We start from the raw sequence: 21082 nt of genomic DNA on the forward strand, positions 1-21082 counted from the left end.
GGCGGGAGGCTACCGCATGGCGTTTGCCCTGGGTAGCCGGAAGACCCGCTTCGGGCGCTGCCCGGCGCGGGCCGCCGACCCAACGCCCCGCGCGGCCGGAACCGGTGGCGTGTTCCGCCCGGCAGACACCCCGATCCGCGGCGCCGCGCGCGCATAGGCAGACCGTCACCGTGTCCCAGTCGAACCGCGCGGGACGAGACAGCCGCTGAGGACCACGCGCCGGACCGGCTGATCCGGCCTCTCGATCCGCTCGAACAACAGGCGCATCGCCTGGGTGCCGATCTCGGCGACCGGTTGCTCGATCACGGTGAGGCCCGGTTCGGCGAGTTCGGTCCACGGCTCGTTGTCGAAGCCGGCGAGCGCGAGATCCCGCGGGAGCGCGAGATTCAGGGCACGGGCCGCCCGCACGGCCCCCATCAGGATGAGCCCGTTCGAGACCACGAGCGCCTCCGGCCTGTCGGGCTCCTGGAACCAGCGCGTGGCCTCCGCCATCGCCGCGGCCGCGTTCGGGGGCACGCTGCGGATCTGCGGCGCCAAGCCGTGCCGCCCCATCGCCTCCAGATAGCCGGCACGGCGCTCCTGCGCGGTCGAACTCGTCGAGCCAAACAGGCCGCCGATCCGCCCGTAGCCCTGGGCCGCCAGATGATCGACGAGGGTCGCGCAGGCCGCCACGTTGTCGAGGACGACGCTGTCGTAGGCCCCCGGCGGTCCGGCCCGGTCGATCAGCACCACCGGGAAATCGAACCGGCGCGCGCCGAGCCCCCCGCGGTCGGCGGAATCGACGCCATGGCGCCGGACCACGCGGGAACCCTGGGCTACGCCCTCGGGCAGATCGGCGCCAAGGCGGCCTTCGCCCTGATCGTCCCGGCGCTCGCCGGCTACATCGCCTACTCGATCGCCGACCGGCCCGGGATCGCCCCCGGCATGATCGGCGGCATGCTGGCGGCCAATCTCCAGGCCGGCTTCCTCGGCGGCATCGCGGCCGGGTTCATCACCGGCTACACCGCCCGCTTCCTCAACACGCATATCCGGCTGCCCAGGAACCTCGAGGGCCTGAAGCCGGTCCTGATCCTGCCGCTCCTCGCCACCACGATCACCAACCTCCTGATGATCTACGTGGTCGGCGTGCCGGTCGCGGCGGTGCTGTCGGCGCTCACGACCTGGCTCAAGGGCATGCAGGGGGCGAGCGCCCTGGTGCTCGGGCTCGTCCTCAGCGGCATGATGGCGGTCGACATGAGCGGCCCGATCAACAAGGCCGCCTACGCCTCGGCGGCGGCCCTGCTCTCCTCCGGCGTCGACGCGCCCATGGCGGCGGTGATGCTCGGCGGGATGACCCCGCCGCTGGGCCTCGCCTTGGCGACCCGCCTGTTCCCGGCCCGCTTCACGCAAGCCGAGCGCGAGGCCGGCGGCGCCGCCGCCGTGCTGGGGGCGGCCTTCATCACCGAGGGGGCGATCCCCTTCGCGGCGGCCGACCCCCTCCGGGTGATCCCGTCTCTGGTCGCGGGGTCCGCGGTGGCGGGCGCCCTGGCGCTCACCCTCGGCGTGACCCTTAAGGTGCCGCATGGCGGCCTGTTCGTCCTGCCGATCCCGAACGCCGTCACGAACCTGCCGGGCGCCGTCCTGGCGCTCGCCGCCGGCACCCTGGTCACCGCGCTCACGGTGGGCCTCATCAAGAAGCGCCCGGGCTGAGGCCCCGATCCGGAGCCCGGCGCACGACCGGGCCCGGACACCACAGAGCGTCACGGGGGGATCCGTCATGAAGGGTTTGGCGACGCGCGCCGCGCTCGCGCTCGCGTTGGGCTTGGCGCTGCCGCAGCCCGGATGGAGCCAGGAGGCGGGGGCCCGCCGCGCCGTGCCGGCCACGGCCGTCGGCCCGGTGCTGCGGCGCCGGGCCAGCCGCCCGCCGCCGCGATCGGACGGCCCGGGCTCCGACGGGGCCGACAGCGCGGCCGGCGCCGCCGACACGCTCGGGCAGACCGCGACGCCGCCGACCCTGCCGCCCGGCACCCTGGATCTCGGCAACGGCCTCAGTCTCCTGGCCAATTACACCGGGCAAGGGGCGATCAACCCGGTCGGCGGCCTGCGGCAGGGCGCGGCTTATGCCGGCCAGCTCGTCCTCGGCATCGACGGCGACCTGCAGCGCCTCGCCGGGATCGAGGGCGGCGCATTCCACGTGGCGGTGACGAACCGGCACGGACGCAGCCTGTCGAACGATGTCATCGGCAACAACACCAGCGTGCAGGAGATCTACGGCGGCGGCCAGACCACCCGGCTGACGCTGCTCTCCTACCAGCAGAAGCTGTTCGACAATCGCCTCGACGTCGAGGCCGGCCGCTTGGTCGCCAATATCAGCTTCCTGAACTCGCCGCTTTATTGCAACTTCCAGTCTAATTCAGCCTGCGGCAACCCGACCTTCGTGTTCAAGACCTCGAATTTCACCTTCTGGCCGGTCTCCAGTTGGGGAGCGCATGCCAGGGCGTGGCTCACCGACACGACGTTTTTCCATGTCGGCGCCTACGAGGTGAACCCGCGGCATCAGCAGCCGGGCGACAACGGCCTCGACTTCTCGCTCGAGGGCGCGACGGGCGCCATCGTGCCGTTCGAACTCGGCTACACGACCACCTTCGCCAACGACGTGCTGCCCCGCAATTACGGGATCGGCGGCTGGTACGACGCCTCGGATTACGCCGATCCGGTGCGCGACGTGACCGGGCGGCCCGCGGTGCTCACCGGCCTGCCGGCGATGACCCGGTTCGGCCGCTCGGGTGTCTACGCCCGGTTCGACCAGATGGTGTGGCGGCCGGATCCGAAGGCGATCCAGGGCCTGACGCTGTTCGGCGTCGCGATGGCCGGCACCTCGGGCCGGCTCGTCGAGGACCACTTCCTGGAGATCGGCGCCCTGCAGACCGGCACCTTCGCGGGCCGGCCGTTCGATACGGTCGGCTTCGTCATCAACACGCAGGCCTTCAGCCGGCTCGCCCTGTCCAACATCGCCCTGGCGCAGGGCACGCTCGGCCTGTTCCGCAAGATCCCGACGCAGCAGGTGATGATGGAGCTGAACTACGGCATCCAGGTCAATCCGGCGATCCGGCTGACGCCGAACCTGCAATACATCGTCGGTCCGGACCAGACCCGGTTCCCATTCTACCGCAAGACCATGCCCGACGCCTTCGTGGTCGGCGCCAAGCTGTCGATCGATCTGTTCACCCTGGCGGGGCTCGCGCGCGGTCCCGGCAGCCGGTGACCGCCGGCCGGGTGTCCCGGTCGGCCCAGCATCGCGCAGGCCGGCGGCGTCTGGGCCCGGCAGGTTCTCCGGCGCGCGCATGTCGATCCCGCGGGCCGCGATGTCGGTGTTTCCAGGCGGGATAGGGCTGCATCACGCCCGTCGGCTTGTCCGTCGACTTGTCCGTCGCCTTGCCCGTCGTCCCGCCGGTGAGCGCGATGGCCTGCGGGCCGAGGCGTGGCTGCGGGTGGAGGCGCGGCGCCGGGTCGGCATCGCCCCGCGCGAGGCCGCCCGCCGTTCCCGGTCCGTCACCCGGATCTCGGCCGCGTTGTTCTCCGGAGAGGGCGGGAGCCAGGCCTTCCCCGCCGCCGTGCACCACGCCGCGCCGTGCGCGACATGGCCGGAGCCGCAGATACCGACACACGATTGCGAAAACGCCGATCGACCACCTGTGCCCGGACAAAACCCTTCATGAATACTGCATTTTAGTTGCATATTCAAAACATGTAACAGATTTTTGGACAATATTGATCCAGCGCAATGCCGCCGGGAGGACAAGATTTTGAATTGAGCCCGAATTGGAGAAATGGGATTTGTGCAATGACCAGTCGCCTCGCTCTCGCGCGCGAAGACTCTTGTGACAGTCTCGAATTCTTCCACCCATCGGATGCGGGTCTTTCCCCCGCTGTCAAAACCGTTCATGGCGGCGTCGCGAGCGCGACCCGTGCCGCTCTCCGGGAACTCGGCGCCGATCCCGTCCACATCCTGCGCGAGGCCGGTTGCGATCGCTGGGCGTCCGGAGACGATGCCAGCCCGATCTCGAACGCCGCGCTCGGCCGCGTGCTCCAGTTGGGGGCGAACCGCACGCGGTGCGGCCATCTCGGCCTGCTGGTGGGGCAGCGCATTGCCCTCGCCAAGCTCGGGCCCAGCAACATCCTGATCCGGAACGCGGCGACCATCGGCGACGCCCTCCATGTGCTGGAGACCCGGCCCTGGGCCTGGACCTGCGGCTCGGCGGTCCGACTCTTCGTCGAGGCCGACTTGGCGCTGCTTCATTACTTTCCCTACGAGACCGGCGCGACGGCGGTCGGCCTGCAGGCGGAGGGGGCCCTCGCCACCGTCGTCAATATCGTGCGCGCCCTGTGCGGCGCCCGCTGGTCCCCGTCGGAGCTTCTGCTGCCGCGGGCACCGCCGGAGCAGACCGATCCCTATTGGCACTTCTTTCGCGCGCCCGTCAGGTTCGATCAGGAATGGGCGGCCCTCGCCTTTCCGGCGCGCCTTCTGGAGCAACCGGTCCCGGGCGCAGATCGGACGGCACACCGGATCGCCGAAGGCTGCATCCGACAGGTCGGGGCGGCAGCTCCGCTTCCGATGTCGGACCGGTTGCGGCGGCTGCTCCGCGCGGAGTTCATCCAGGATCCGTGGTCCGGCCAAGCCGTCGCGCGCCATCTGGCGGTGCATCGGCGCACCCTCAGCCGCCGCCTGAGGGCCGAAGGCACGAGCTTCCGGTCGGTGGCCACCCAGATCCGGTTCGAGACGGCGCAGCAGCTCCTGGCCGATACCAACATGACGCTGGCGCAGATCTCGGCCTGTCTGGGCTTTTCCGAAGCCGCCGCCTTCACGCACGCGTTCAGACGCTGGTCCGGTACGACGCCCAGCATCTGGAGGCGTGGGAGCCGGCCTCCGGATACGGCAGCCGATCCGGGGCCGCCCGATCCCGTACCCCTTCCTGAATGGACGGAACGGACCGGCCTTTCAGGCCGCCCTTGGGCGCCAAGGCCGCGATCGCCGGACGACCGCTTTCCCATGGACGGCAGACAGCATTGGTCAATCGAGCACAAGAATCCGGATTGCATGGCATCACCCGGCGAATTCAGGAGATCCCGATGAAAGCGACACGGACAATCTCGCTCGCAGCCCTCACCCTGGCTGCCATGCTGGGCCTGCCTCCCATCGGCTCGGGCGGACTCGGCATTGCGGCCGCGCAGGCCGCCGGCGGCTGTGGGCCCGGATTTCATCGGGGCCCCTACGGCGCCTGCCGACCGAACGTTTCCGGCGCACCGGGCTACTATGGGCCCCGGGGTGGCGGCGTGTACGGATACCGCGGCGGCGCCCGCTACGGATACCGCGGCGGCGCCCGCTACGGATACCGGGGCGGTGCCGTCTATCGGGGTGCGCGGGTGTATCGGGGGGGCCGCGTATACGGGGGCCGCGCCGTTTACGGACGGCGCGTCGGCGGGTTCCGGGGCGGCTTCCGCCGCTGACCGCGCCGGCCAGACTTAACCGCGCCGGCCGGACTTGGCTGCCCCGCAGCCTTGTCCGGCCGACGCAACCGGAGGTCGTGCCCTAATAGGCCCTAATAGGCGCGGTAGACGGCCCGATGGACGCGAGCCGGAGGAACGTCGTAGCGCACGGAGGCCGGAATCCGCACGGCCACCGGGGCATTCGGGTCGAACGGCAAGATCGCGGCCCCGGCTGCGATGAAGCCCGCCAGGGCGCGGATATCGTCCGGCTGCCGCAGATCGCGCGCGATGCGGTCCGTCTCCCATTGAAGCCGCAGATTGCAGGCCCGTGACGGCAATCCGCCGACGGGGGTGCAGGCGTCATGACGCGCACAGGCGGCATCGAGCGCATCGACGGGCGGCAACGGGGCATTGCTGCCGAGGCCACAATAGTTGCCGTGAATGAGCGCCGCAGGCTGCTGCAAGCCGGACGGCTGCGCCAGGGCTGGTGTGCTCAGGCAGGCGGCGAGGAGGAGCGGGGCGACGATTCGGGAGGTCATGGCTTGAGCCGAACCCATTCTGGGGCCACTCTGCCGGGGCGGGCCGCCGGCTCGGGCCGGATGATCGGGGGTTGGGGGTCGGGGTCTGCCGGCCTCGACCCTCTCGCGGCAGGATCAATACGGGCGGCAGACGCCCGCATAGGCATCGTAATAGGCGTAGGGTCCGCAGCGGCCGTAGGTGGCACCGTATCCGGTGGCGGCGGCAGCGCCCACGGCAGCCGCGCCCAGGCCGTAGCCGTAGGGACGGACGCCGTAGCGGCCATATCCGTATCCGTAACGGCCAACCCCGCCGTATCGGCCGACCGCGCCGTAGCGGCCGACCGCGCCGTAGCGGCCGCGATAGCCCATCCCCCCGCGATAGCCGCCGACCCGGACGCCCTGGACGCCGCCCGCGCGGAAACCACCGCCGCGGAAGCCCCCCCGGCCGCCGTAGAAGCCACGCGCTTCGGCCACCATGCCGCTCATGATCAGGGCGGCACAGGCCACCGACGCAATCTGCAGAGTTCTCATGGATGGTCTCCGTTCAGGAGAACGACCTGCCGAGGGGCGCCGGACACGAAGCCCTGCGGCCCCTCGGACACGTCTCGGCCGTACCGTACGCCGAGCTGCCGACGCCGCTTGATCCGCGGGGACTCGCGTGCCGGTGAACCGGCGCAGCCGCGTTGCGCCGCTCGGACCGCAGCGTTCCATCCTGAACGTCGCTTCCGTCCGGCGCCCAGGCGGCCCGAAGCCGTTGTCAATCGCGCCGGCGGCCGGTGTCTTCCCCGATCAAGCATGGGATCGCCGCGACTGCATAATGGGCCCTCCGCTTCGGTGCGGTGAGGCAGGGAACTGACCTTGCGTGCCCGGTCAGGGCGCGACCGATCGGGCTTCCTGGCGGTCGGCGCGTTCCGCACATCCCGGCGATCGGAAGAACGCTGCCTCCGGTCCGCTCAAGGACGCGCGAAGCGGTCTCGGCATTTGAGAGATGCCTCGGTTGATCACGATGCAGCGTGAGGAGATGACCATGCCGATCAAGTCACCGAAGGAGCTTTTCGTGCGCATGTTGAGCGATGCGCGGCATCACGCGGAGCGCGCGACGAAGATTTACGAGGAGCTGGGCCAAGCCACGCAGGATCCGGCCATCCAAGAGGCGCTCCAGTCACGCGCCTTCATCCAAGAGAAGACGGTCAAGTCGCTCGATCGCTGCTTTCAGCTGATCGGCGAGAAACCGATTGCCTCCAACGGTCGGCTTCAAGAAGTCTTCCTCGAAGACTTCCGGCGCGAGCTGGCCGAGATCCAGGCCCCGGCCGCCAAGGCCCTGTTCATCCTGATCAAGGCCAATCACCTGATGCATCTGCGCATCGCCGAGTATGTCGCCCTCGTCGCCATGGCCGATGTGAGCGGTCACTTCGGGGTCGGCGTCCTGCTGGAGAGCTGCCTGGCGGACAAGATGGCCTTCACCGAGCGGACCCGTCGCCTGATCCGGCGGACGATCGAGAGCAAGCACGCCGTCAAGCTCGCGGCCTGACCCGCGGCCTGTCAGACCCCGGACCGGGCAGCCCGGTCCGGGGCTTCGGGTGCGCATGCGGAACCGGCCCATGGTCCACGCGGCCGGCGCGCGGACCATGGGCGCACGGGAGCCGCGGAGAACGAGCCATGCCCCCTGTCACGTCTCGAGAGGCGTTGGCGGCTGCCCCTGCCCCGCGGGAGCTGCCGGGTGCCGACGGGCGCGCAAAGTCCCGATCCCTGGGACGTCGGGCCGCCGCCGAAGCGAAGCGCTACCTGGCCTTCGCGATCTACCTGATCGTCGTTTTCGGTACCCTGATCCTGTTCAGCATCAACATCTACGCACGGGTCGATCAGGATATCCCGCACTATCCGAGCTATCACTTCTACGCACTCGGGCTGATCAACGCCCTGGTCCTGGCCAAATTCATGCTGATCGCCGAGGCGGCGAAGCTCGGATCCCTCCGCCTCGGCCGGCGCATCACGCGCGGCCCCCTCGTCTACGGGATCCTGTATCGCTCCCTTCTGTTCACCGCCGTCCTGGTGGCGGCCTACGGACTCGAAGAGGTGCTGGTGGGGGCCTGGCACGGGAAGGCGCCGGGCGCCGTTCTTCCGGAGATGGCCGGCGGCCCGCGGGGCGTGCTCACTTTCGCCTGGGTGATGTTCGTGGCGCTGCTCCCGTATTTCGCCTACCGGGAGATCGGCCGCGTGCTGGGCGGCGGTCGCCTGCGCGTCCTGCTCCTCCGCACGCCGGCGGCGCGCTAGAGCGCCTTCACGGCTTCGGTCGCTCGATCGCCGGCCGCAGCCGGCCCGAGCCACCGCCCGGGCCCGGGCCCGCCGTCAATGGGCGACCACGAGCGTCGGCGCGGACGGGAGCGCCGTCTCGGGGCCGAGGCTTGCGCGCCGGCGGTCGAGGGCGTCGCGCGCATGGGCCAGGGCCGTCGCGAAGGCCGACAGGCAGTCGGTGCTGACAGCCCCGGTCGTGCAGCCCAGCATCGCCGTGACGATCGCCCGAAATTCGCCCTCCAGGGCGGCGAGCTCCGTACGGTCGGCGCCGGGCGCCGCGTCGGCAATCTCGACCAGGCGCCGGACCGGGCGCCATTCCGCCTCCGATCGGCGCCGGGCCCAGCCCGCCGAGGCGGCGGCGAGGAGCGATCCGGCGAGGCTGATCACCACGCCGCCGAGATAGAGATATTGCTGGGCTTGGTCGAAGAAGCTCTGGTCCCCGTTACTGAGATAGGACGCGACCCCCGGATGGACGGGCAGGATCGGGCTCTTGTCGTCCGGATCAGGCGCCTCGATCTGCGCGGCGAGCGGCGTCACGGCCGTGAGCTTGGCCTTTGTGGTCAGGATCGACCGGGCGATGGCGGCCGCGACGACGTTGGGCATCAGCTCCGAGGCGGCGAACCGATAGGTGACCGCCAGCGTCGTGACCGACTCGCTGGGCGTGGCGGGACGCGCCCGGAACGCCCCCACGGGCACGTCGATCGCCTCGAAGCCGGGGAACCGCTTGCCGATCGCCTCCGCCTCGTCGAGCGCGAGGATGCCCGGCGTGCCCTTCGTGGCGCGCGCGACGGCGGCGACCCCATCGACGATCTCGCCCGGCGCCATGGGACCGACCGCCAGGATGGCCGCCACCTTCTTCTGCCGGACGGCCTGGGCCAGCGCGTCGATCGGTAGAATGGCCCTGCCGACATCCTTGGCGGGGATGTTGAAGTAGCTCAGCACCATGTCGAGGACACGCGTGTTAGTGTCTTGCAGCGGCCCGGCCACGAGGCCGACGGTCTTGCCCGCCAGGTTGGCGACCGAGCTGACAGGGCTGTGCGGGGGCACGATCAAGGCGACCACGTCCCGGCGCAGGATGACGATGGTCTGTGCGTTGGCGGGTGCCCCCGCGTCGCTGCGCACGATGGCGAGATCGGTCCGGCGCTCCTCCAGAGCCTTGGCGCTCCCCGCGAGGTCGTCGACCCGCACGAGGTCGAGATTGACGCGGGGATGCTGCACCCGGGAGACGGACACGAAGGCTGTGATGAACCGCTCGGCCGTGCTGCCGGGGGGGCCGAGCGTGATGCGCAGGTTGGCGTGCGGCGACCAGACATGCGCAACCGCGAACGCGCCGGCGGCCACGAGCAGGATGGCGACGGCCACGAGCGCCCGGCTCCACCGCCGGGGCGGCTTGGCGCGGTGCCGCGGGCTTTCCGATCCCGTCCGGTCGGGATCGACAGCGACAGGCTTGGCATCCTGCATCGTGACCTCACACCGGGATTTCGGACCGGGGGCGTGTCGCGCGGAGGCGCCGGCCGGAACCGTTCAGCACGCCTCGCAGGCGCCCCCCTCCCCCGGGAGCCTGCGGTCGTTGCGGCGATCCCGCGGGTCCCGATGCCGCCTCTGCGTGCCCGGTTCGACGCCCGGCGGAGGATCGCTCACATCGAGGGGAGGCGTGGTGATCGCCTCGCGTTCGAGGGGGTTGAGCTGCGCCTCGCTGGGGATGGCGATGCCACCCTGCGCGAGGCGGATCTGCGCTTCCCCGCGGGTGGCCGCACCCGCGACTCCGCTGGGAAGGGCGAGCATCAGGAGGGCGGCCCCGGCCCGTGAAAACGGTGAAAACGCCATGGCGACCTCCTCGGCAGCCGCTGAACGGACGATACTCCGCTCACATAGCCCGTCTCGGCGGGCGCTCCTTGACCGAACCGGACAGGGACTGCGCTCACCGCGCGACGCGCGCCGTATTCGGCGATGTGTCCTGGGAGGCGACCCACGAAGTCCCGCGCACGCCGAGCGCCCGACCTGATGGGGAGATCGAGCTGGCGGCTTGCGCGAAGCGGCCATTTCCCGCCGCGGCGTTCGGGGCGGGCCTCATGGCCGATGCGCGGCCCTCCGGGCGTGGCGAGGGCCGCCTCTCCGGATCTCAGGCCGAGGCGCGGATCGGACGAGCGGCGACCGTGACGAATGTCACCGGAGCCGCCCGGCGCAGGCGCCCGATCTGAGCCGGCGCAAGCCGTTCGACGATGTGCGGCAGAGCATCACCCCGGCCACCACGCACCGCGACACGGCCGGATCCACAGAGCACTTCAGGGGGACGACTGGCGGAGAAGGGGGACGCTCCGCACTTCCGGCCAAGTTCCTCGACACTCCGCCAAATCCGCTCCGGACACGCAGCGGAGGGTATAATGGAATGTGCATTGCGTTGGCGCGGAGCCCTGCAACTGCTCGGTTCCACTCTAGGGTGTGAACCGAACCAAGCCATTGCACTGTTTGGCATTTTATGATTCCAGGCGGCCGTTTGCGGCTTGGAGGTAACGATGGCGAACCTGTTTTGGCTCTCGGACGAGCAGTGGGCAGTGATCGAGCCGTTCATGCCCAGGGACCAGCCCGGACCCGAGCGGAAGGACGACCGGCAGATTATCTCGGGCATCCTGCATGTCCTGACGTCGGGCTGCCGCTGGCGCGATTGCCCGGCCGCGTTCGGCCCGCGCACCACGGTCTACAACCGCTTCAATCGCTGGTCGCGGCGCGGCTTCTGGAAGGCGATGCTGACCGCGCTGGCCAAGGCTGGGTGGGCTGGCGATGCGGCGGCTCTCGACAGCAGCTACGTCCGGGCTCACCGGTCTGCCCATGGCGGGAAAGGGGGGCAAGGGCGCAGGCTATCGGCCCATCGCGCGGTGGTCAAACGACCAAGATCCACGCACTCACCGATATCCTCGGCCGGCCCGGCGTCCTCCTGCTGACGCCGGGCAACGCCAGCGACGTGACGACTGCCCCAGCGGTGCTGGCCGAGGTGCCCGGCCGGATCCGCCGCCTGAGTGCCGACAAGGGCTACGACGCCGATTGGCTGCGCACCGACCTGCGCCGGAACGGCATCACGCCCGTCATCCCGGGCAAACGCGGCCGCAAACGCCGGATCCGCCATGACAGGTCCCGCTATCGGGAGCGCTGGCGCATCGAGGCGATGTTCAACCGCCTCAAAGACTTCCGTCGCATTGCCACGCGCTACGACAAGCCCGCCCGCAACTACGCCTCAGCCATCGCTCTGGTCGCCGTCGTCGCGTTCTGGTGCTGATCGAGTCCAGACCCTAGAGCGCGATCCGAGCGAGTTGAGTCGTCTGGGGTTTTGGCACGGACGGAGATGTGATTCGATGCACGGCTTTCTGATCAGGAGAGCCGGATGCCCTGTCCGCCGATCTGCGTGAACGCGTCGTGACGGCCATCGAAGCGGGAGCCTCGCGCCGTGCTCTAGCCTGACCGTCTGGCGGGAGCCCCTCGGCCAAGCCTCGGGTCAAATCTCAATCCAGGCCGACCGCGAGTTTTTCAACGAAATCGGTCGTGAGCGGGCGGAACGGTGACGTCCGCTTCATCGCGAGGCCGGTGTTTCGGTTGCGACCCGATGCGGTCATGTCGCGACACGCGTTGCTGTCCTGTTAGCAGACACCCCCGCTGCCGTGTTGCGGATCAGTGACACTGAATTGGCTGACTTTGGCGACGGCCTCGCAATTGCGCTACGCAGCTTTCAGCTGGCGGAGGTCGAACTCGGCGTGAACGCCTCCGGGCTTCGCCATCCGTTCCTCGCGATAGGGTCGCCTCGGCGTTCCTGGTCAATCGAATGAGCCACCTCATGGCGCATAGATCCGGCACCGGGCTCTCGCGTGGTAAAATTGAATTTTTCCGCGATACTTACGCCACCTTATTCTTGGAATGCTCGACTTTAAATAGGGCATCGACTTCCTGCGCAGGGCGCGGAGGACTGAACAGAAAGCCCTGCATCTCATGAGCCCCCTCGGAGAGGACAGCGTTACGCTGGATGTCCGTCTCGATACCCTCCACAAGGGTCGTCATATTGAGGCTCTGGCCGAGACCGATAATAGCCCGAATGATCGCGGCCGCCTCGGGCTTCTCGCCGATCTCGCGCACGAAGGACCGATCAATCTTGATCTTGTCAAAGGGGAACCGACGCAGGTAGCTGATACTGGAATAGCCGGTGCCGAAGTCGTCCATGGCGATGCGGATACCAAAACTGCGCAAGACGTGCAGCGTCTCAAGGTTCGAATCGGTTTCTTCCAGAAGTACGCTCTCGGTGATTTCCAGTTCGAGCCGGCTCGGATCGAGGCCGCTTTCTGATAGAATCGAGAACACCATCGTCGCGAAGTTGCGCTGGCGCAGCTGATGGGCCGATACGTTGACCGCGACACCGACGTGAGCGGGCCATCGCTTGGCATCCTCGCACGCCCGCCGCAACACCCACTCGCCCAACGGTACGATCAAGCCAGTTTCTTCTGCGATGGGAATGAACACCGCAGGGCTCACGAGGCCCCGCTCGGCGTGCCGCCACCGAACCAGGGCTTCAACGCCAGTTACGTCGTTGCTGCTGAGTTTGACGAGCGGCTGGTAGTGTACCTCAAAGCGCTCATTGGTCAGCGCCTCGCGCAGTTCCCGCTCCAAGTTGAGGCGGGCTCGTGCGCTTTCGTCCATCTGGGGTTCGAAGACCCGAAACGTCCCCCGCCCGTCCGATTTTGCTTGGTAGAGCGCCAGATCGGCGTTCTGCAGAAGCTGAGTGACGTCACGATCCATCTCGCCGGACAACACAATTCCGGCACTCATACCGATCTCAACCCGCAATCCGTCGAGCTCGTAGGGCGCGCTGACTGACGCGATCAGTCGCCGCGCCAGCGCTTCCGCCGCCTTCAGGTCCTTGACCCGGTGCAGGACGACGAACTCGTCTCCCCCCATCCGCGCGACGGTAGTTCCTTCACGAACTTCTCGCTGAAGCCGCTGAGCGACACACCGTAGAAGTTGGTCGCCCACCGCGTGGCCGAACCCATCGTTGACGAGCTTGAACCGATCAAGGTCGAGACACAGCACGGCGAGGGAACGACCCGGCATAGGCTGCCCCAGCATTCCGTTGCCAAACTCATGCAAGGCCATGCGGTTGGGCAAATCGGTCAGGGCGTCGTGCCGCGCCATGTAGGTAATACGGTCTTCGTTGCGGCGGCGCTCAGTCACATCCTCGAAAGTTGCGACCCACCCGCCGCCGCTCATCGCCCTGTGAGTCGCTGAGACCGTTCGCCCATCCGCGAGCTCCCGCAGGATTGACGTAGCCTGCCCCTCGATAAGCGAGGTCCGAGTGCCTTCACTCAGAGCATCGACCGTGGTGCCAGCTGCGTAACGTCCGAGGCCAACCAAGATCTCGATGATCTGTCGCTGGCTCATTCCGACATGCAACTGGTCAGCCTCAAGTCCGAAGATCTCCAGATATCGCTTGTTCCAGACCAACAAACGTCGGTCCGCATCGAACATGCACAAGCCTTGGTTCATATTCTCCAAGGCCGCATCGAAGCGTCGATTTTGTTCAATCAGTTGCTCGTGCGGCACAGAGGACTGACTAAGCCACGGCACGAAGGCAGCTGTGGCATTGGAATACCAACACCAAATGCCACAAGAGGTTGGTAATTCCCAAGCATCGAGAGCAGACATGGAATGCGGTCAGCGTGTTGAATTTGGCATACGATAAGATAGATATCTTAATTTATTAGCTGCCCACTCGATGGGCATATGCACTTACAATCATCAACTTAGCGAACCAAAGACAGGCGCTTACTACAGCTTGTCCGATTGTATCACGGGCCGGCCTCTGCACGATGCGCACCGGCAAGCGCTGCAGCGTCGGGAGCGGGACCCATCCGGTCGTCTGCTTTTGCCTTGCTCAGTAAAGGAAGCGGAAGAGCTGAAATTCACCCCGAGCCGCCATTCCGGAAGCGACCCAAGCCGGCCGTGCAGGCCGTTGTTAGGTTTTTCCGAAAGCGGTCCTTTGCAGGAACCCATCGACCTTGGCTCGCGGTATGGCGCGAACCGAGACATAGCGGCTGGATAGGGCCTTGACTTAGAGCGCACTCAAACTCCTAGCCTCAGATGCGTCGTGGCGAGAACGGTGCTCATGAAGATTGGTGAACTGGCGAAGCGTTCGGGACTGTCCGCTCACACCATCCGCTATTACGAGCGGATCGGACTGCTTCCCTATGCCGACCGGGACCAATCGAGCCAACGTGACTACGACGCATCGATCCTGATTTGGATCGCGTTCCTCGGCCGTCTCAAGACGACCGGAATGCCGATCCGGGAGATGCTGCGCTACGCAGCCTTGCGGGAGAGCGGCGTCGTCACCGAGGCTGAGCGCCGGGACATGCTGGAGAAGCACCGCGAGCGCGTCCGCGCCCACGTGGCTGACCTGCAAGCCTGCCTCCTCGTCCTCGACACCAAGATCACCGGCTACGCCGGTCCGGACGAGAGGACACAGGCCTATGACGAAATTCCCCCACAGCGGCGGCGAAAGCCGGCTCGAACGCGGACGACGGGCACTCGCTGAGATCGACGGCGAGGCCGGAGAGAAGGTCGTCGCCTCGCTCGCCGACATTGCCCCCGACTTCGCGACCTACCTGTTCGAGTTCCCCTTCGGCGACATCTACAGCCGCCCCGGCCTCGACCTGCGCGCCCGCGAGATCGCCACCATCGCGGCTCTGACAGCGATGGGCAACGCGGCCCCGCAGCTCAAGGTCCACATCGAGGCGGGCCTTAATGTTGGTCTCTCGCGCGACGAAATTACCGAGATCATTATGCAGATGGCCGTCTACGCAGGCTTTCCTGCGGCACTCAATGGCCTGTTCGCTGCCAAGGAGGTATTCGCGAAATGATGCGCCGACCGATGTGATTGCGGCGGGTCGAACGCAAACGTCATAACGAGGTCCGCTTCGAAGCGTTTGTCGCCCTAAAGCGGACCAGCGGAAAATCACCGAGAGCCGCCATTCCTATAACGACCCAGATCGGGCGTCATGGACATGTCCCGGGCTTCTTGAAAGCCGTCAGTCGCCGGCTGCCACACAAAGTCGGCTCAGGGGGATTGCGGGCCTAGACGCATGCCGAGCTTGCTCGTGTCGTTCTTCGAGAGCGAGCAACCGTGATCTACACTGTGATACCGCGTCCGGCCCTTCAGTCGAGCCGACCCTGTCGGCAGAAACAGATCTCACGGTTGCGCGATACCCGTAGCCGTTTAGGCAGGTGGTAACCCTTGCTGGATGGTATGCCATCGGACGCCTCGTAGCGTTCCACTATCCGCCGGATCATCGATGCGTATCTCGATCAAGGCCGCGCTTGCCGGCCTTTTTGCTTTACTGGCAGTCATTATAGCCGGCGAGAGTGCCCTCACGCTGCTCAAGCTCAGCGCGATCCGTCACAGCGCGACCGAAGTCGCAGGCAACTGGCTGCCCTCCGTTCAAACGCTCGGCGAGCTGAACTCAGCCGTCGATAAGGCTCGCGTGCGCCAGTACCGGCTCGTAGCCGCGACGCGTGACACACAGCAACTGGCCGAGCATCGTAAGCAGTACTTGTCGGCAATCGAAGCCGCTGAACAGGTCAGCAAACGCTATGAAGCGCTTATCTCCTCGCCCCAGGAGCGCGCTCTCCACGATCGGTTCGTGCAAGAGTGGACCGAGTTCGGAGCCATCGGCAAGCATGCGGTCGAGCTGATGGATGCAGGCCGCCAGCCGGAGGCGCTAACCGAGATGACGCAGCCTGAGATCGTGAGGCTCTACTCAGGCCTGTCTCAGATCATCACACAAGCTGTGGCCCTCAATCGAAAGGGTGCTCAAGACGAGGCGGACACGACCGTGTCCAACGTCGACGAAACAGCACGCGTGACCTACGTCGCGATGGTCGTCGCCCTTGTCCTTGCGCTTGCAGCGACGCTGTTCAGCCTCCTCCGCGTCGCGCACCCGATCACCCGCATGACGGCCACGATGGGCACGCTCGCGGCCGGCGATACCTCTGTCACGGTTCCCGGAGCCGACCGACGCGACGAGCTTGGCGCGATGGCCGCCGCCGTACAGGTGTTCAAGGACAACCTGATCCGCACCCGGCAGCTTGAAGCAGAGACTGCCCAGGCCCGTTTGGCTGCCGAGGAACAACGCAAGGCCGGCATGCGGCAGATGGCCGACAGCTTTGAGGCCGCCGTCGGCGGCATCATCGGCCTGGTGTCGTCCTCAGCGACCGAGCTGCAGGCGACCGCGCAGACCATGACCGCCACGGCGACGGAAACGGCGAGCCAGTCGACCACGGTGGCTGCGGCCGCCGAGGAAGCCGCCTCGAACGTCAACACCGTCGCTGCGGCCGCTGAGGAACTCGGTTCGTCCGTTCAGGAGATCGGTCGGCAGGTGGCCGGCTCGGCGGGTCTCGCGCGGACCGCTGTTACCGAGGCCGGTCAGACCGGCGGACTTGTCCAGGAGCTGAGCGCCGCGGTGTCGCGCATCGGCGATGTGGTCACAATGATCTCCTCGATCGCTGGGCAGACGAACCTTCTGGCTCTGAACGCGACGATCGAGGCGGCGCGCGCCGGCGCGGCAGGGCGCGGCTTCGCGGTCGTGGCGTCTGAGGTCAAGGCGCTCGCTGAGCAGACCGCCAAGGCGACGGGTGAGATATCGGGTCAGATCGCTCAGATCCAGGCCTCGACCGGTCAAGCTGTCACGTCGATCACCGGGATCACCGAACGGATCCGCGAGATCAGCGGCGTTGCGACCTCGATCGCCGCAGCCGTCGAGGAACAGGGTGCGGCGACTCAGGAGATCGTCAGGAATGTCTCTCAGGCGGCGCAGGGCACCGGTGAGGTGACAAGCAACATCGCGGGTGTTGCCGGTGCGGCCGAGGAGACGGGCGCGGCGGCGAGCCAGGTCCTCGGCGCGGCCTCGGAGTTGTCGCGCCAGTCAGAGCACCTCAGCGCTGAGGTTGCGCGCTTCCTAGCCACCGTGAGGGCGGCATAGAGCCTAACGAGGCCGTGCTTTTCAGGAGCACGGCCTCAACCATGCTGTCCGCTTCGCCACATCCCCTTACGAAAGCGGATCGGCTTAAAGCCGCCCGCTCAGCTCGAAGGTCTCGGCTGCAGGAGCTAGGGCGATCAGCGCCGTGGCGGTGATCGGACCGATACCTGGGATGGTCATCAGCCTGCGCGCCATCTCGTCCTCGCGAGCACGCTCGGCGATCTCGCGGTCGAGACTCGCAGGCCTGGATCTCCTCGCCCGAGACGTAGCCCCGGTCCGCGCCCATTACGAAGCGTCCATCCCGCCCTACCACCCTGGCGGACACTCTTAACAACCCAGGCGTTTCCCCACAGCCATTGTCGAGACCAGCCGTAAATGTCGGTTTGTGAAAGGCGTACGCAAATCGCCCGGACGTTCAGGGCGGCAACAACGTAATGAGAAAAAGGCCACTCCCGAAGGAGCGGCCCAAGTCAGGGAGGAAACGCCCACAAATGGGCTGCACGGTGTTGAGACGTGCGCCGCAGCAACTTTTATGCACTGCGGCGGTTCCGGAATGAACCATGCGGGTGACGGTCGACTGAGCGACGGCGCGCGTCCATGATCCGTTCTGGTCGACCGAACAGGTATCCCTGCAGCTCGTCGCATCCCTCAGCGACAAGGAAATCGCGCTCCTCGACGGTTTCAACCCCCTCGGCGAGCACCGTGATGCCCAACGCGTGACCCAGGGCGATGGCGGCGCGCATGACGGCGACGCCCTGGCTGCCATTCGACAGGTTCCGAACGAAGGTCTGGTCGATCTTGATCTTGTCGAACGGGAAGCAACGCATGTAGTTTAACGAAGAGTAGCCCGTACCGAAATCGTCCATGATGATGGACACGCCCATCCGATGCAAAGCCTTCAGGATCTCCAGGTTCGTCAGGTCGTCCCGAAGGAGCACGCTTTCGGTGATCTCGAGCTCCAGCAGCTTCGCCGGCAGATCCGAACGTGCGAGTGCGCGTTCCACCACGGCGACGAGTTCCTTCTCTCGGAACTGCACGGCCGAGAGATTCACGGCCACGCGCAGGCCGGGCAGCCAACCGGCGGCGTCCTCGCAGGCGCGCTGTAGGACCCACGAGCCGATCTCGCGGATGAGGCCGGTCTCCTCGCAGATCGGAATGAACGCGGCGGGCGGGACGAGGCCGCGCGTGGGATGGCGCCAGCGCAGCAGCGCCTCGTACCCGGTCACCGCGCGGCTCGCCGCTCCGACGATGGGTTGGTAGTGCAGCTCGAACTGACCCTTCTCCAGAGCACAGCCGAGATCCTCCTCCAGCCGCCGCCGTTCACGGTTCTCGCATTCCATCTGCGGTTGGTAGAGGCACCATGTGCGCCTGCCGGAGGCCTTGGCCCGGTAAAGGGCGATGTCGGCGTTGCGCAGTAGCGTTTCGGGCGAGCCGTCCGCCACGTCCGCCCGCGCCACTCCGATGCTCGTCCCGATCGAGAGGTGGACGCCCTCGATAACGAACGGGGTTCCGAGAGCGGAGACGATGCGTTCGGCCAGTCGAACGGCATCCGCCTCTTCGTCCTGCCCGAATCGCACGACGGCGAACTCGTCCCCGCCGAGGCGCGCCAGGACGTCGGGGGCGGCGATCAGAGCCGAGAGCCGCGCCGCGACCGCCCGAAGCAGCGCATCGCCGAGGGGATGGCCGTGGACGTCGTTGACCTGTTTAAAGCCGTCCAGGTCGAGCAGGAGCAATGCCCCCCCGCCGCCATCCATCGGCGTGCGCCCGCGTTCGGCCAGCAGCCGACCGGTGGCTTCCTGCAACAGGACGCGGTTCGGCAACCCGGTCAGCGCGTCGTGATGCGCCATATGGGCGATCATGGCCTGGGCGCGGTGCCGTTCCGTGATGTCCTCGAAGGTGCAGACGATGCCGCCACTCGGCACGGCTGCGGTCGTCACGCCGACGATGCGGCCGTCGGTCAGATCGCAGACCAGTGCCGCCGGGCGGCTCTCCCTCACACTGGCGGCGAGGATATCCGACAGTCGATCTCCCTCGGCCTTCGACATGGAGGCGATGATCTGACGGAGCAGGACATCGAGAGGGCTACCCGCTTCGCGTAGGAGCGGAGGGATGTCGAACAGCTCGGTCATGCGGGCGTTCAGGACGACGAGCCTGCTCTCGTGGTCGAGCAGCAGCACCCCCTGGCTCATGCTATCCAATGCGGTCCCGAACCGGGCGTATTCGTCCCGCAGGCGGCGGTCCGCCGATGCCCTTTCCTCGGCGGCAGCCTGCGCCGCGCTGGACGAGGCGAGGCGCTCTTGGGCGCGAAGCTGCGCCTTGGCGATCCTGACGATGAAAAACACGCCGCCGACGAGCAGCGCCACCGTCGCGGTCAAGGGCAGGGTCTGCGCCCGCCATGGGGTCAGCGTCGCCGAGATGGTGCGGCTCGTGCCCATGATGATCGGATAATGCTCCATGAGCTGGGCCGCGACGATCCGATCCTGCCCGTCGATCGGTGTCGTCATGCGTTCCACGCCGGAGGTGGGACGTTCCGCCCCTTGGACCCGCATCCATTTGAGCGGCGGGACCTTGCGTCCGATCGCGCCGGGCGGACGCGGATGGCGTGCCAGCATGGTCAGATCCGTGTGGACGAACGAGATGACGTCGGCCTCGTCGGGGGAGACCCTGGCATAGAGCCGCTCGAAGTAGCGGAGGTCTACGGCTCCGATCATGTAGCCGACGGATCGGCCATCGATGTCCGCGATGCGGTGGGCGACGATCAGATCCAGGCCTGAACCGTCCGGCCGGGCCGTGCCGGCGACGATGATCTTCCGTTCGGAGGGATCACGGCCGAGATCTTCGAGGAAAGAAGGACGGGACGATTCTTTATCTGCAGGCCGGTCGATCGAGGAGTTGATCGTCCTGCCCTGGAGGTCGATGATTGATATCTCCTTGACCTGGGGTAGGGCCGAGACGCTGGCACGAAGCTTGTCGTGCATGGCCGTGCTCGAGCCAAGCGACGCGAACGAGCGGTCGGCCGACGATCGAGCGCTGGCAAGCTCCCTCGCCACGTCCAGCTGAATGACCTCCATCGCCTGCATCGACCTGTCGGCCTGCTCGGAAAGCAGGGTCGTGAGGCTGACAAGGCTTCGCTCGGTGCTGCGGATCTCCAGGTCGTAGAGCTTTTGCGCCACGAGGATCCCGGCCCCGGTGAGGACCACGGCAAGGACGATGCCTGCAGTCGTAAGCGACGTTGCGGACAAGGTTGGATGTCGTGCCAATCGGATCGCCCGGCGCGCTCTGGAGGATCCTCGCAACGTCCAAGTCGAAGGCATGTCCGCTTAGCGTCCGTCTGGGCAGTTGTTTGACACAAGCTCGACGAAGCGCCTTGCCATCCGTGCGGCTTCACCGTGGCATCCCGAAGTTGAGGCGGTGTGAACAGCGTCGACCCTCGACCAGACTGAGAATTCCGAGCCCGTAGAGCGCCGCGAACAGGCAAGCGACCGCCGGCGCGCTGCTGTCGCGACCACTCGTGACGCGAGTGCAGCCACCGTTAGACTCAGCTCGCAGAGCGCAGCCCCAACAATGCCGGTGGTGAGCTTCCGGCGTCGCACGCCCGGAGCATCGATGCCGTCGTCCGGTTTTCCGGATGCGGCGGAGGCGGGCTGGAGGGCAAGGTCGAGGCTCTATGCCGCGGGCAGAACATTGCCCGCAACGACCATCGAGGCGTGTCGACCAGCGTCCGCTTTTTCATCGGTGCGTCTGGAAGCAGATGGCGTGGATGGCGCCCGCTCCGACTGACGGCACCTGAGT

Annotated in this window: 17 protein-coding genes and 1 pseudogene; 10 read left to right on the top strand and 8 right to left on the bottom strand. The window is 67.2% G+C overall.

Annotated elements, in window-relative coordinates; genetic code table 11:
* Nucleotides 1–165: 165 nt before the first annotated feature.
* Nucleotides 166–801 (bottom strand): substrate-binding domain-containing protein, encoded by a 636-nt coding sequence (locus ABIC70_RS02535; protein WP_354438783.1) that lies wholly within the window; start codon nucleotides 799–801, stop codon nucleotides 166–168.
* Between ABIC70_RS02535 and ABIC70_RS02540 the strand changes: the two genes are divergently transcribed.
* From ABIC70_RS02540 to ABIC70_RS02555, 4 genes are all read left to right on the top strand, one after another.
* The gene (locus ABIC70_RS02540) at nucleotides 787–1689 is read left to right on the top strand and encodes a PTS fructose transporter subunit IIC (protein ID WP_354438785.1); all 903 of its coding nucleotides are present in this window, start codon (nucleotides 787–789) and stop codon (nucleotides 1687–1689) included. The two genes, ABIC70_RS02535 and ABIC70_RS02540, sit on opposite strands and share 15 nt — an antisense overlap.
* Before the next feature lie 67 nt (nucleotides 1690–1756).
* Nucleotides 1757–3244, top strand: a complete 1488-nt coding sequence (locus ABIC70_RS02545) for a carbohydrate porin (protein ID WP_354438786.1) — start codon at nucleotides 1757–1759, stop codon at nucleotides 3242–3244.
* A 579-nt stretch (nucleotides 3245–3823) separates the two neighbouring features.
* A complete protein-coding gene (locus tag ABIC70_RS02550; protein WP_354438788.1) occupies nucleotides 3824–5113 on the top strand; it encodes an AraC family transcriptional regulator in 1290 nt (429 codons plus the stop codon).
* Nucleotides 5110–5487 (top strand): GCG_CRPN prefix-to-repeats domain-containing protein, encoded by a 378-nt coding sequence (locus ABIC70_RS02555; RefSeq protein ID WP_354438789.1) that lies wholly within the window; start codon nucleotides 5110–5112, stop codon nucleotides 5485–5487. Before ABIC70_RS02550 ends, ABIC70_RS02555 begins: the two co-directional genes overlap by 4 nt.
* Before the next feature lie 92 nt (nucleotides 5488–5579).
* Here the strand turns inward: ABIC70_RS02555 and ABIC70_RS02560 are convergent, their stop codons facing one another.
* Both ABIC70_RS02560 and ABIC70_RS02565 read right to left on the bottom strand, forming a co-directional pair.
* Entirely contained in the window at nucleotides 5580–6005 is a 426-nt protein-coding gene (locus ABIC70_RS02560; protein ID WP_043354070.1) for a phospholipase A2 family protein, read from the bottom strand.
* Between the two features lie 114 nt (nucleotides 6006–6119).
* The gene (locus ABIC70_RS02565) at nucleotides 6120–6515 is read right to left on the bottom strand and encodes a hypothetical protein (RefSeq protein WP_274926426.1); all 396 of its coding nucleotides are present in this window, start codon (nucleotides 6513–6515) and stop codon (nucleotides 6120–6122) included.
* A 475-nt stretch (nucleotides 6516–6990) separates the two neighbouring features.
* Between ABIC70_RS02565 and ABIC70_RS02570 the strand changes: the two genes are divergently transcribed.
* Both ABIC70_RS02570 and ABIC70_RS02575 read left to right on the top strand, forming a co-directional pair.
* Nucleotides 6991–7515 (top strand): DUF892 family protein, encoded by a 525-nt coding sequence (locus ABIC70_RS02570; RefSeq protein ID WP_043354056.1) that lies wholly within the window; start codon nucleotides 6991–6993, stop codon nucleotides 7513–7515.
* A gap of 155 nt (nucleotides 7516–7670) precedes the next feature.
* Nucleotides 7671–8258 (top strand): hypothetical protein, encoded by a 588-nt coding sequence (locus ABIC70_RS02575; RefSeq protein ID WP_251982384.1) that lies wholly within the window; start codon nucleotides 7671–7673, stop codon nucleotides 8256–8258.
* Nucleotides 8259–8333: 75 nt separating this feature from the next.
* Here ABIC70_RS02575 and ABIC70_RS02580 read toward each other — a convergent pair whose 3' ends face one another.
* Both ABIC70_RS02580 and ABIC70_RS02585 read right to left on the bottom strand, forming a co-directional pair.
* On the bottom strand, nucleotides 8334–9641 hold the full coding sequence (locus ABIC70_RS02580) for a TAXI family TRAP transporter solute-binding subunit (RefSeq protein WP_354438790.1): 1308 nt from the start codon (nucleotides 9639–9641) through the stop codon (nucleotides 8334–8336).
* 162 nt (nucleotides 9642–9803) lie between these two features.
* Nucleotides 9804–10106, bottom strand: coding sequence for a hypothetical protein (locus tag ABIC70_RS02585; RefSeq protein ID WP_354438791.1), 303 nt, complete (start codon nucleotides 10104–10106; stop codon nucleotides 9804–9806).
* Between the two features lie 689 nt (nucleotides 10107–10795).
* Here ABIC70_RS02585 and ABIC70_RS02590 point away from each other — a divergent pair.
* Nucleotides 10796–11553, top strand: a protein-coding gene (locus tag ABIC70_RS02590) for an IS5 family transposase (RefSeq protein WP_354438793.1) whose coding sequence is annotated in 2 segments (ribosomal slippage) — nucleotides 10796–11126 and nucleotides 11126–11553 — 759 coding nt in all. Because the reading frame shifts where the segments join, the coding sequence is not laid out codon by codon here.
* Nucleotides 11554–12164: 611 nt separating this feature from the next.
* Here ABIC70_RS02590 and ABIC70_RS02595 read toward each other — a convergent pair.
* Nucleotides 12165–13961: a putative bifunctional diguanylate cyclase/phosphodiesterase gene (locus ABIC70_RS02595; protein WP_354438794.1), complete on the bottom strand. Its 1797-nt coding sequence runs from the start codon at nucleotides 13959–13961 to the stop codon at nucleotides 12165–12167.
* A gap of 460 nt (nucleotides 13962–14421) precedes the next feature.
* On the opposite strand from ABIC70_RS02595, the gene ABIC70_RS02600 reads away from it, so the two are divergent.
* The 3 genes from ABIC70_RS02600 to ABIC70_RS02610 all read left to right on the top strand — a co-directional run bounded on the left by ABIC70_RS02600 (nucleotide 14422) and on the right by ABIC70_RS02610 (nucleotide 17293).
* On the top strand, nucleotides 14422–14850 hold the full coding sequence (locus ABIC70_RS02600; protein WP_053610308.1) for a MerR family transcriptional regulator: 429 nt from the start codon (nucleotides 14422–14424) through the stop codon (nucleotides 14848–14850).
* Nucleotides 14786–15175, top strand: a complete 390-nt coding sequence (locus ABIC70_RS02605) for a carboxymuconolactone decarboxylase family protein (RefSeq protein WP_354438796.1) — start codon at nucleotides 14786–14788, stop codon at nucleotides 15173–15175. The genes ABIC70_RS02600 and ABIC70_RS02605 overlap by 65 nt, the downstream gene beginning before the upstream one ends.
* A 432-nt stretch (nucleotides 15176–15607) precedes the next feature.
* Nucleotides 15608–17293, top strand: a complete 1686-nt coding sequence (locus ABIC70_RS02610; RefSeq protein ID WP_354438798.1) for a methyl-accepting chemotaxis protein — start codon at nucleotides 15608–15610, stop codon at nucleotides 17291–17293.
* A gap of 105 nt (nucleotides 17294–17398) precedes the next feature.
* Here the strand turns inward: ABIC70_RS02610 and ABIC70_RS02615 are convergent.
* Both ABIC70_RS02615 and ABIC70_RS02620 read right to left on the bottom strand, forming a co-directional pair.
* Nucleotides 17399–17530 (bottom strand): annotated as a pseudogene (locus ABIC70_RS02615) (transposase); the annotation flags it as partial.
* Between the two features lie 290 nt (nucleotides 17531–17820).
* Nucleotides 17821–20532: a bifunctional diguanylate cyclase/phosphodiesterase gene (locus ABIC70_RS02620; RefSeq protein ID WP_354438800.1), complete on the bottom strand. Its 2712-nt coding sequence runs from the start codon at nucleotides 20530–20532 to the stop codon at nucleotides 17821–17823.
* Nucleotides 20533–21082: the final 550 nt, after the last annotated feature.

The sequence above is a fragment of the Methylobacterium sp. 1973 genome (assembly GCF_040545035.1).
Taxonomy (GTDB): domain Bacteria; phylum Pseudomonadota; class Alphaproteobacteria; order Rhizobiales; family Beijerinckiaceae; genus Methylobacterium; species Methylobacterium fujisawaense.

Coding starts and splice junctions, on each gene's coding strand:
- ABIC70_RS02540 (WP_354438785.1), top strand. CDS start 787: ATGGCGCCGGACCACGCGGGAACCCTGGGCTACGCCCTCGGGCAGATC.
- ABIC70_RS02545 (WP_354438786.1), top strand. CDS start 1,757: ATGAAGGGTTTGGCGACGCGCGCCGCGCTCGCGCTCGCGTTGGGCTTG.
- ABIC70_RS02550 (WP_354438788.1), top strand. CDS start 3,824: ATGACCAGTCGCCTCGCTCTCGCGCGCGAAGACTCTTGTGACAGTCTC.
- ABIC70_RS02555 (WP_354438789.1), top strand. CDS start 5,110: ATGAAAGCGACACGGACAATCTCGCTCGCAGCCCTCACCCTGGCTGCC.
- ABIC70_RS02560 (WP_043354070.1), bottom strand. CDS start 6,005: ATGACCTCCCGAATCGTCGCCCCGCTCCTCCTCGCCGCCTGCCTGAGC.
- ABIC70_RS02565 (WP_274926426.1), bottom strand. CDS start 6,515: ATGAGAACTCTGCAGATTGCGTCGGTGGCCTGTGCCGCCCTGATCATG.
- ABIC70_RS02570 (WP_043354056.1), top strand. CDS start 6,991: ATGCAGCGTGAGGAGATGACCATGCCGATCAAGTCACCGAAGGAGCTT.
- ABIC70_RS02585 (WP_354438791.1), bottom strand. CDS start 10,106: ATGGCGTTTTCACCGTTTTCACGGGCCGGGGCCGCCCTCCTGATGCTC.
- ABIC70_RS02595 (WP_354438794.1), bottom strand. CDS start 13,961: ATGTCTGCTCTCGATGCTTGGGAATTACCAACCTCTTGTGGCATTTGG.
- ABIC70_RS02600 (WP_053610308.1), top strand. CDS start 14,422: ATGAAGATTGGTGAACTGGCGAAGCGTTCGGGACTGTCCGCTCACACC.
- ABIC70_RS02605 (WP_354438796.1), top strand. CDS start 14,786: ATGACGAAATTCCCCCACAGCGGCGGCGAAAGCCGGCTCGAACGCGGA.
- ABIC70_RS02610 (WP_354438798.1), top strand. CDS start 15,608: ATGCGTATCTCGATCAAGGCCGCGCTTGCCGGCCTTTTTGCTTTACTG.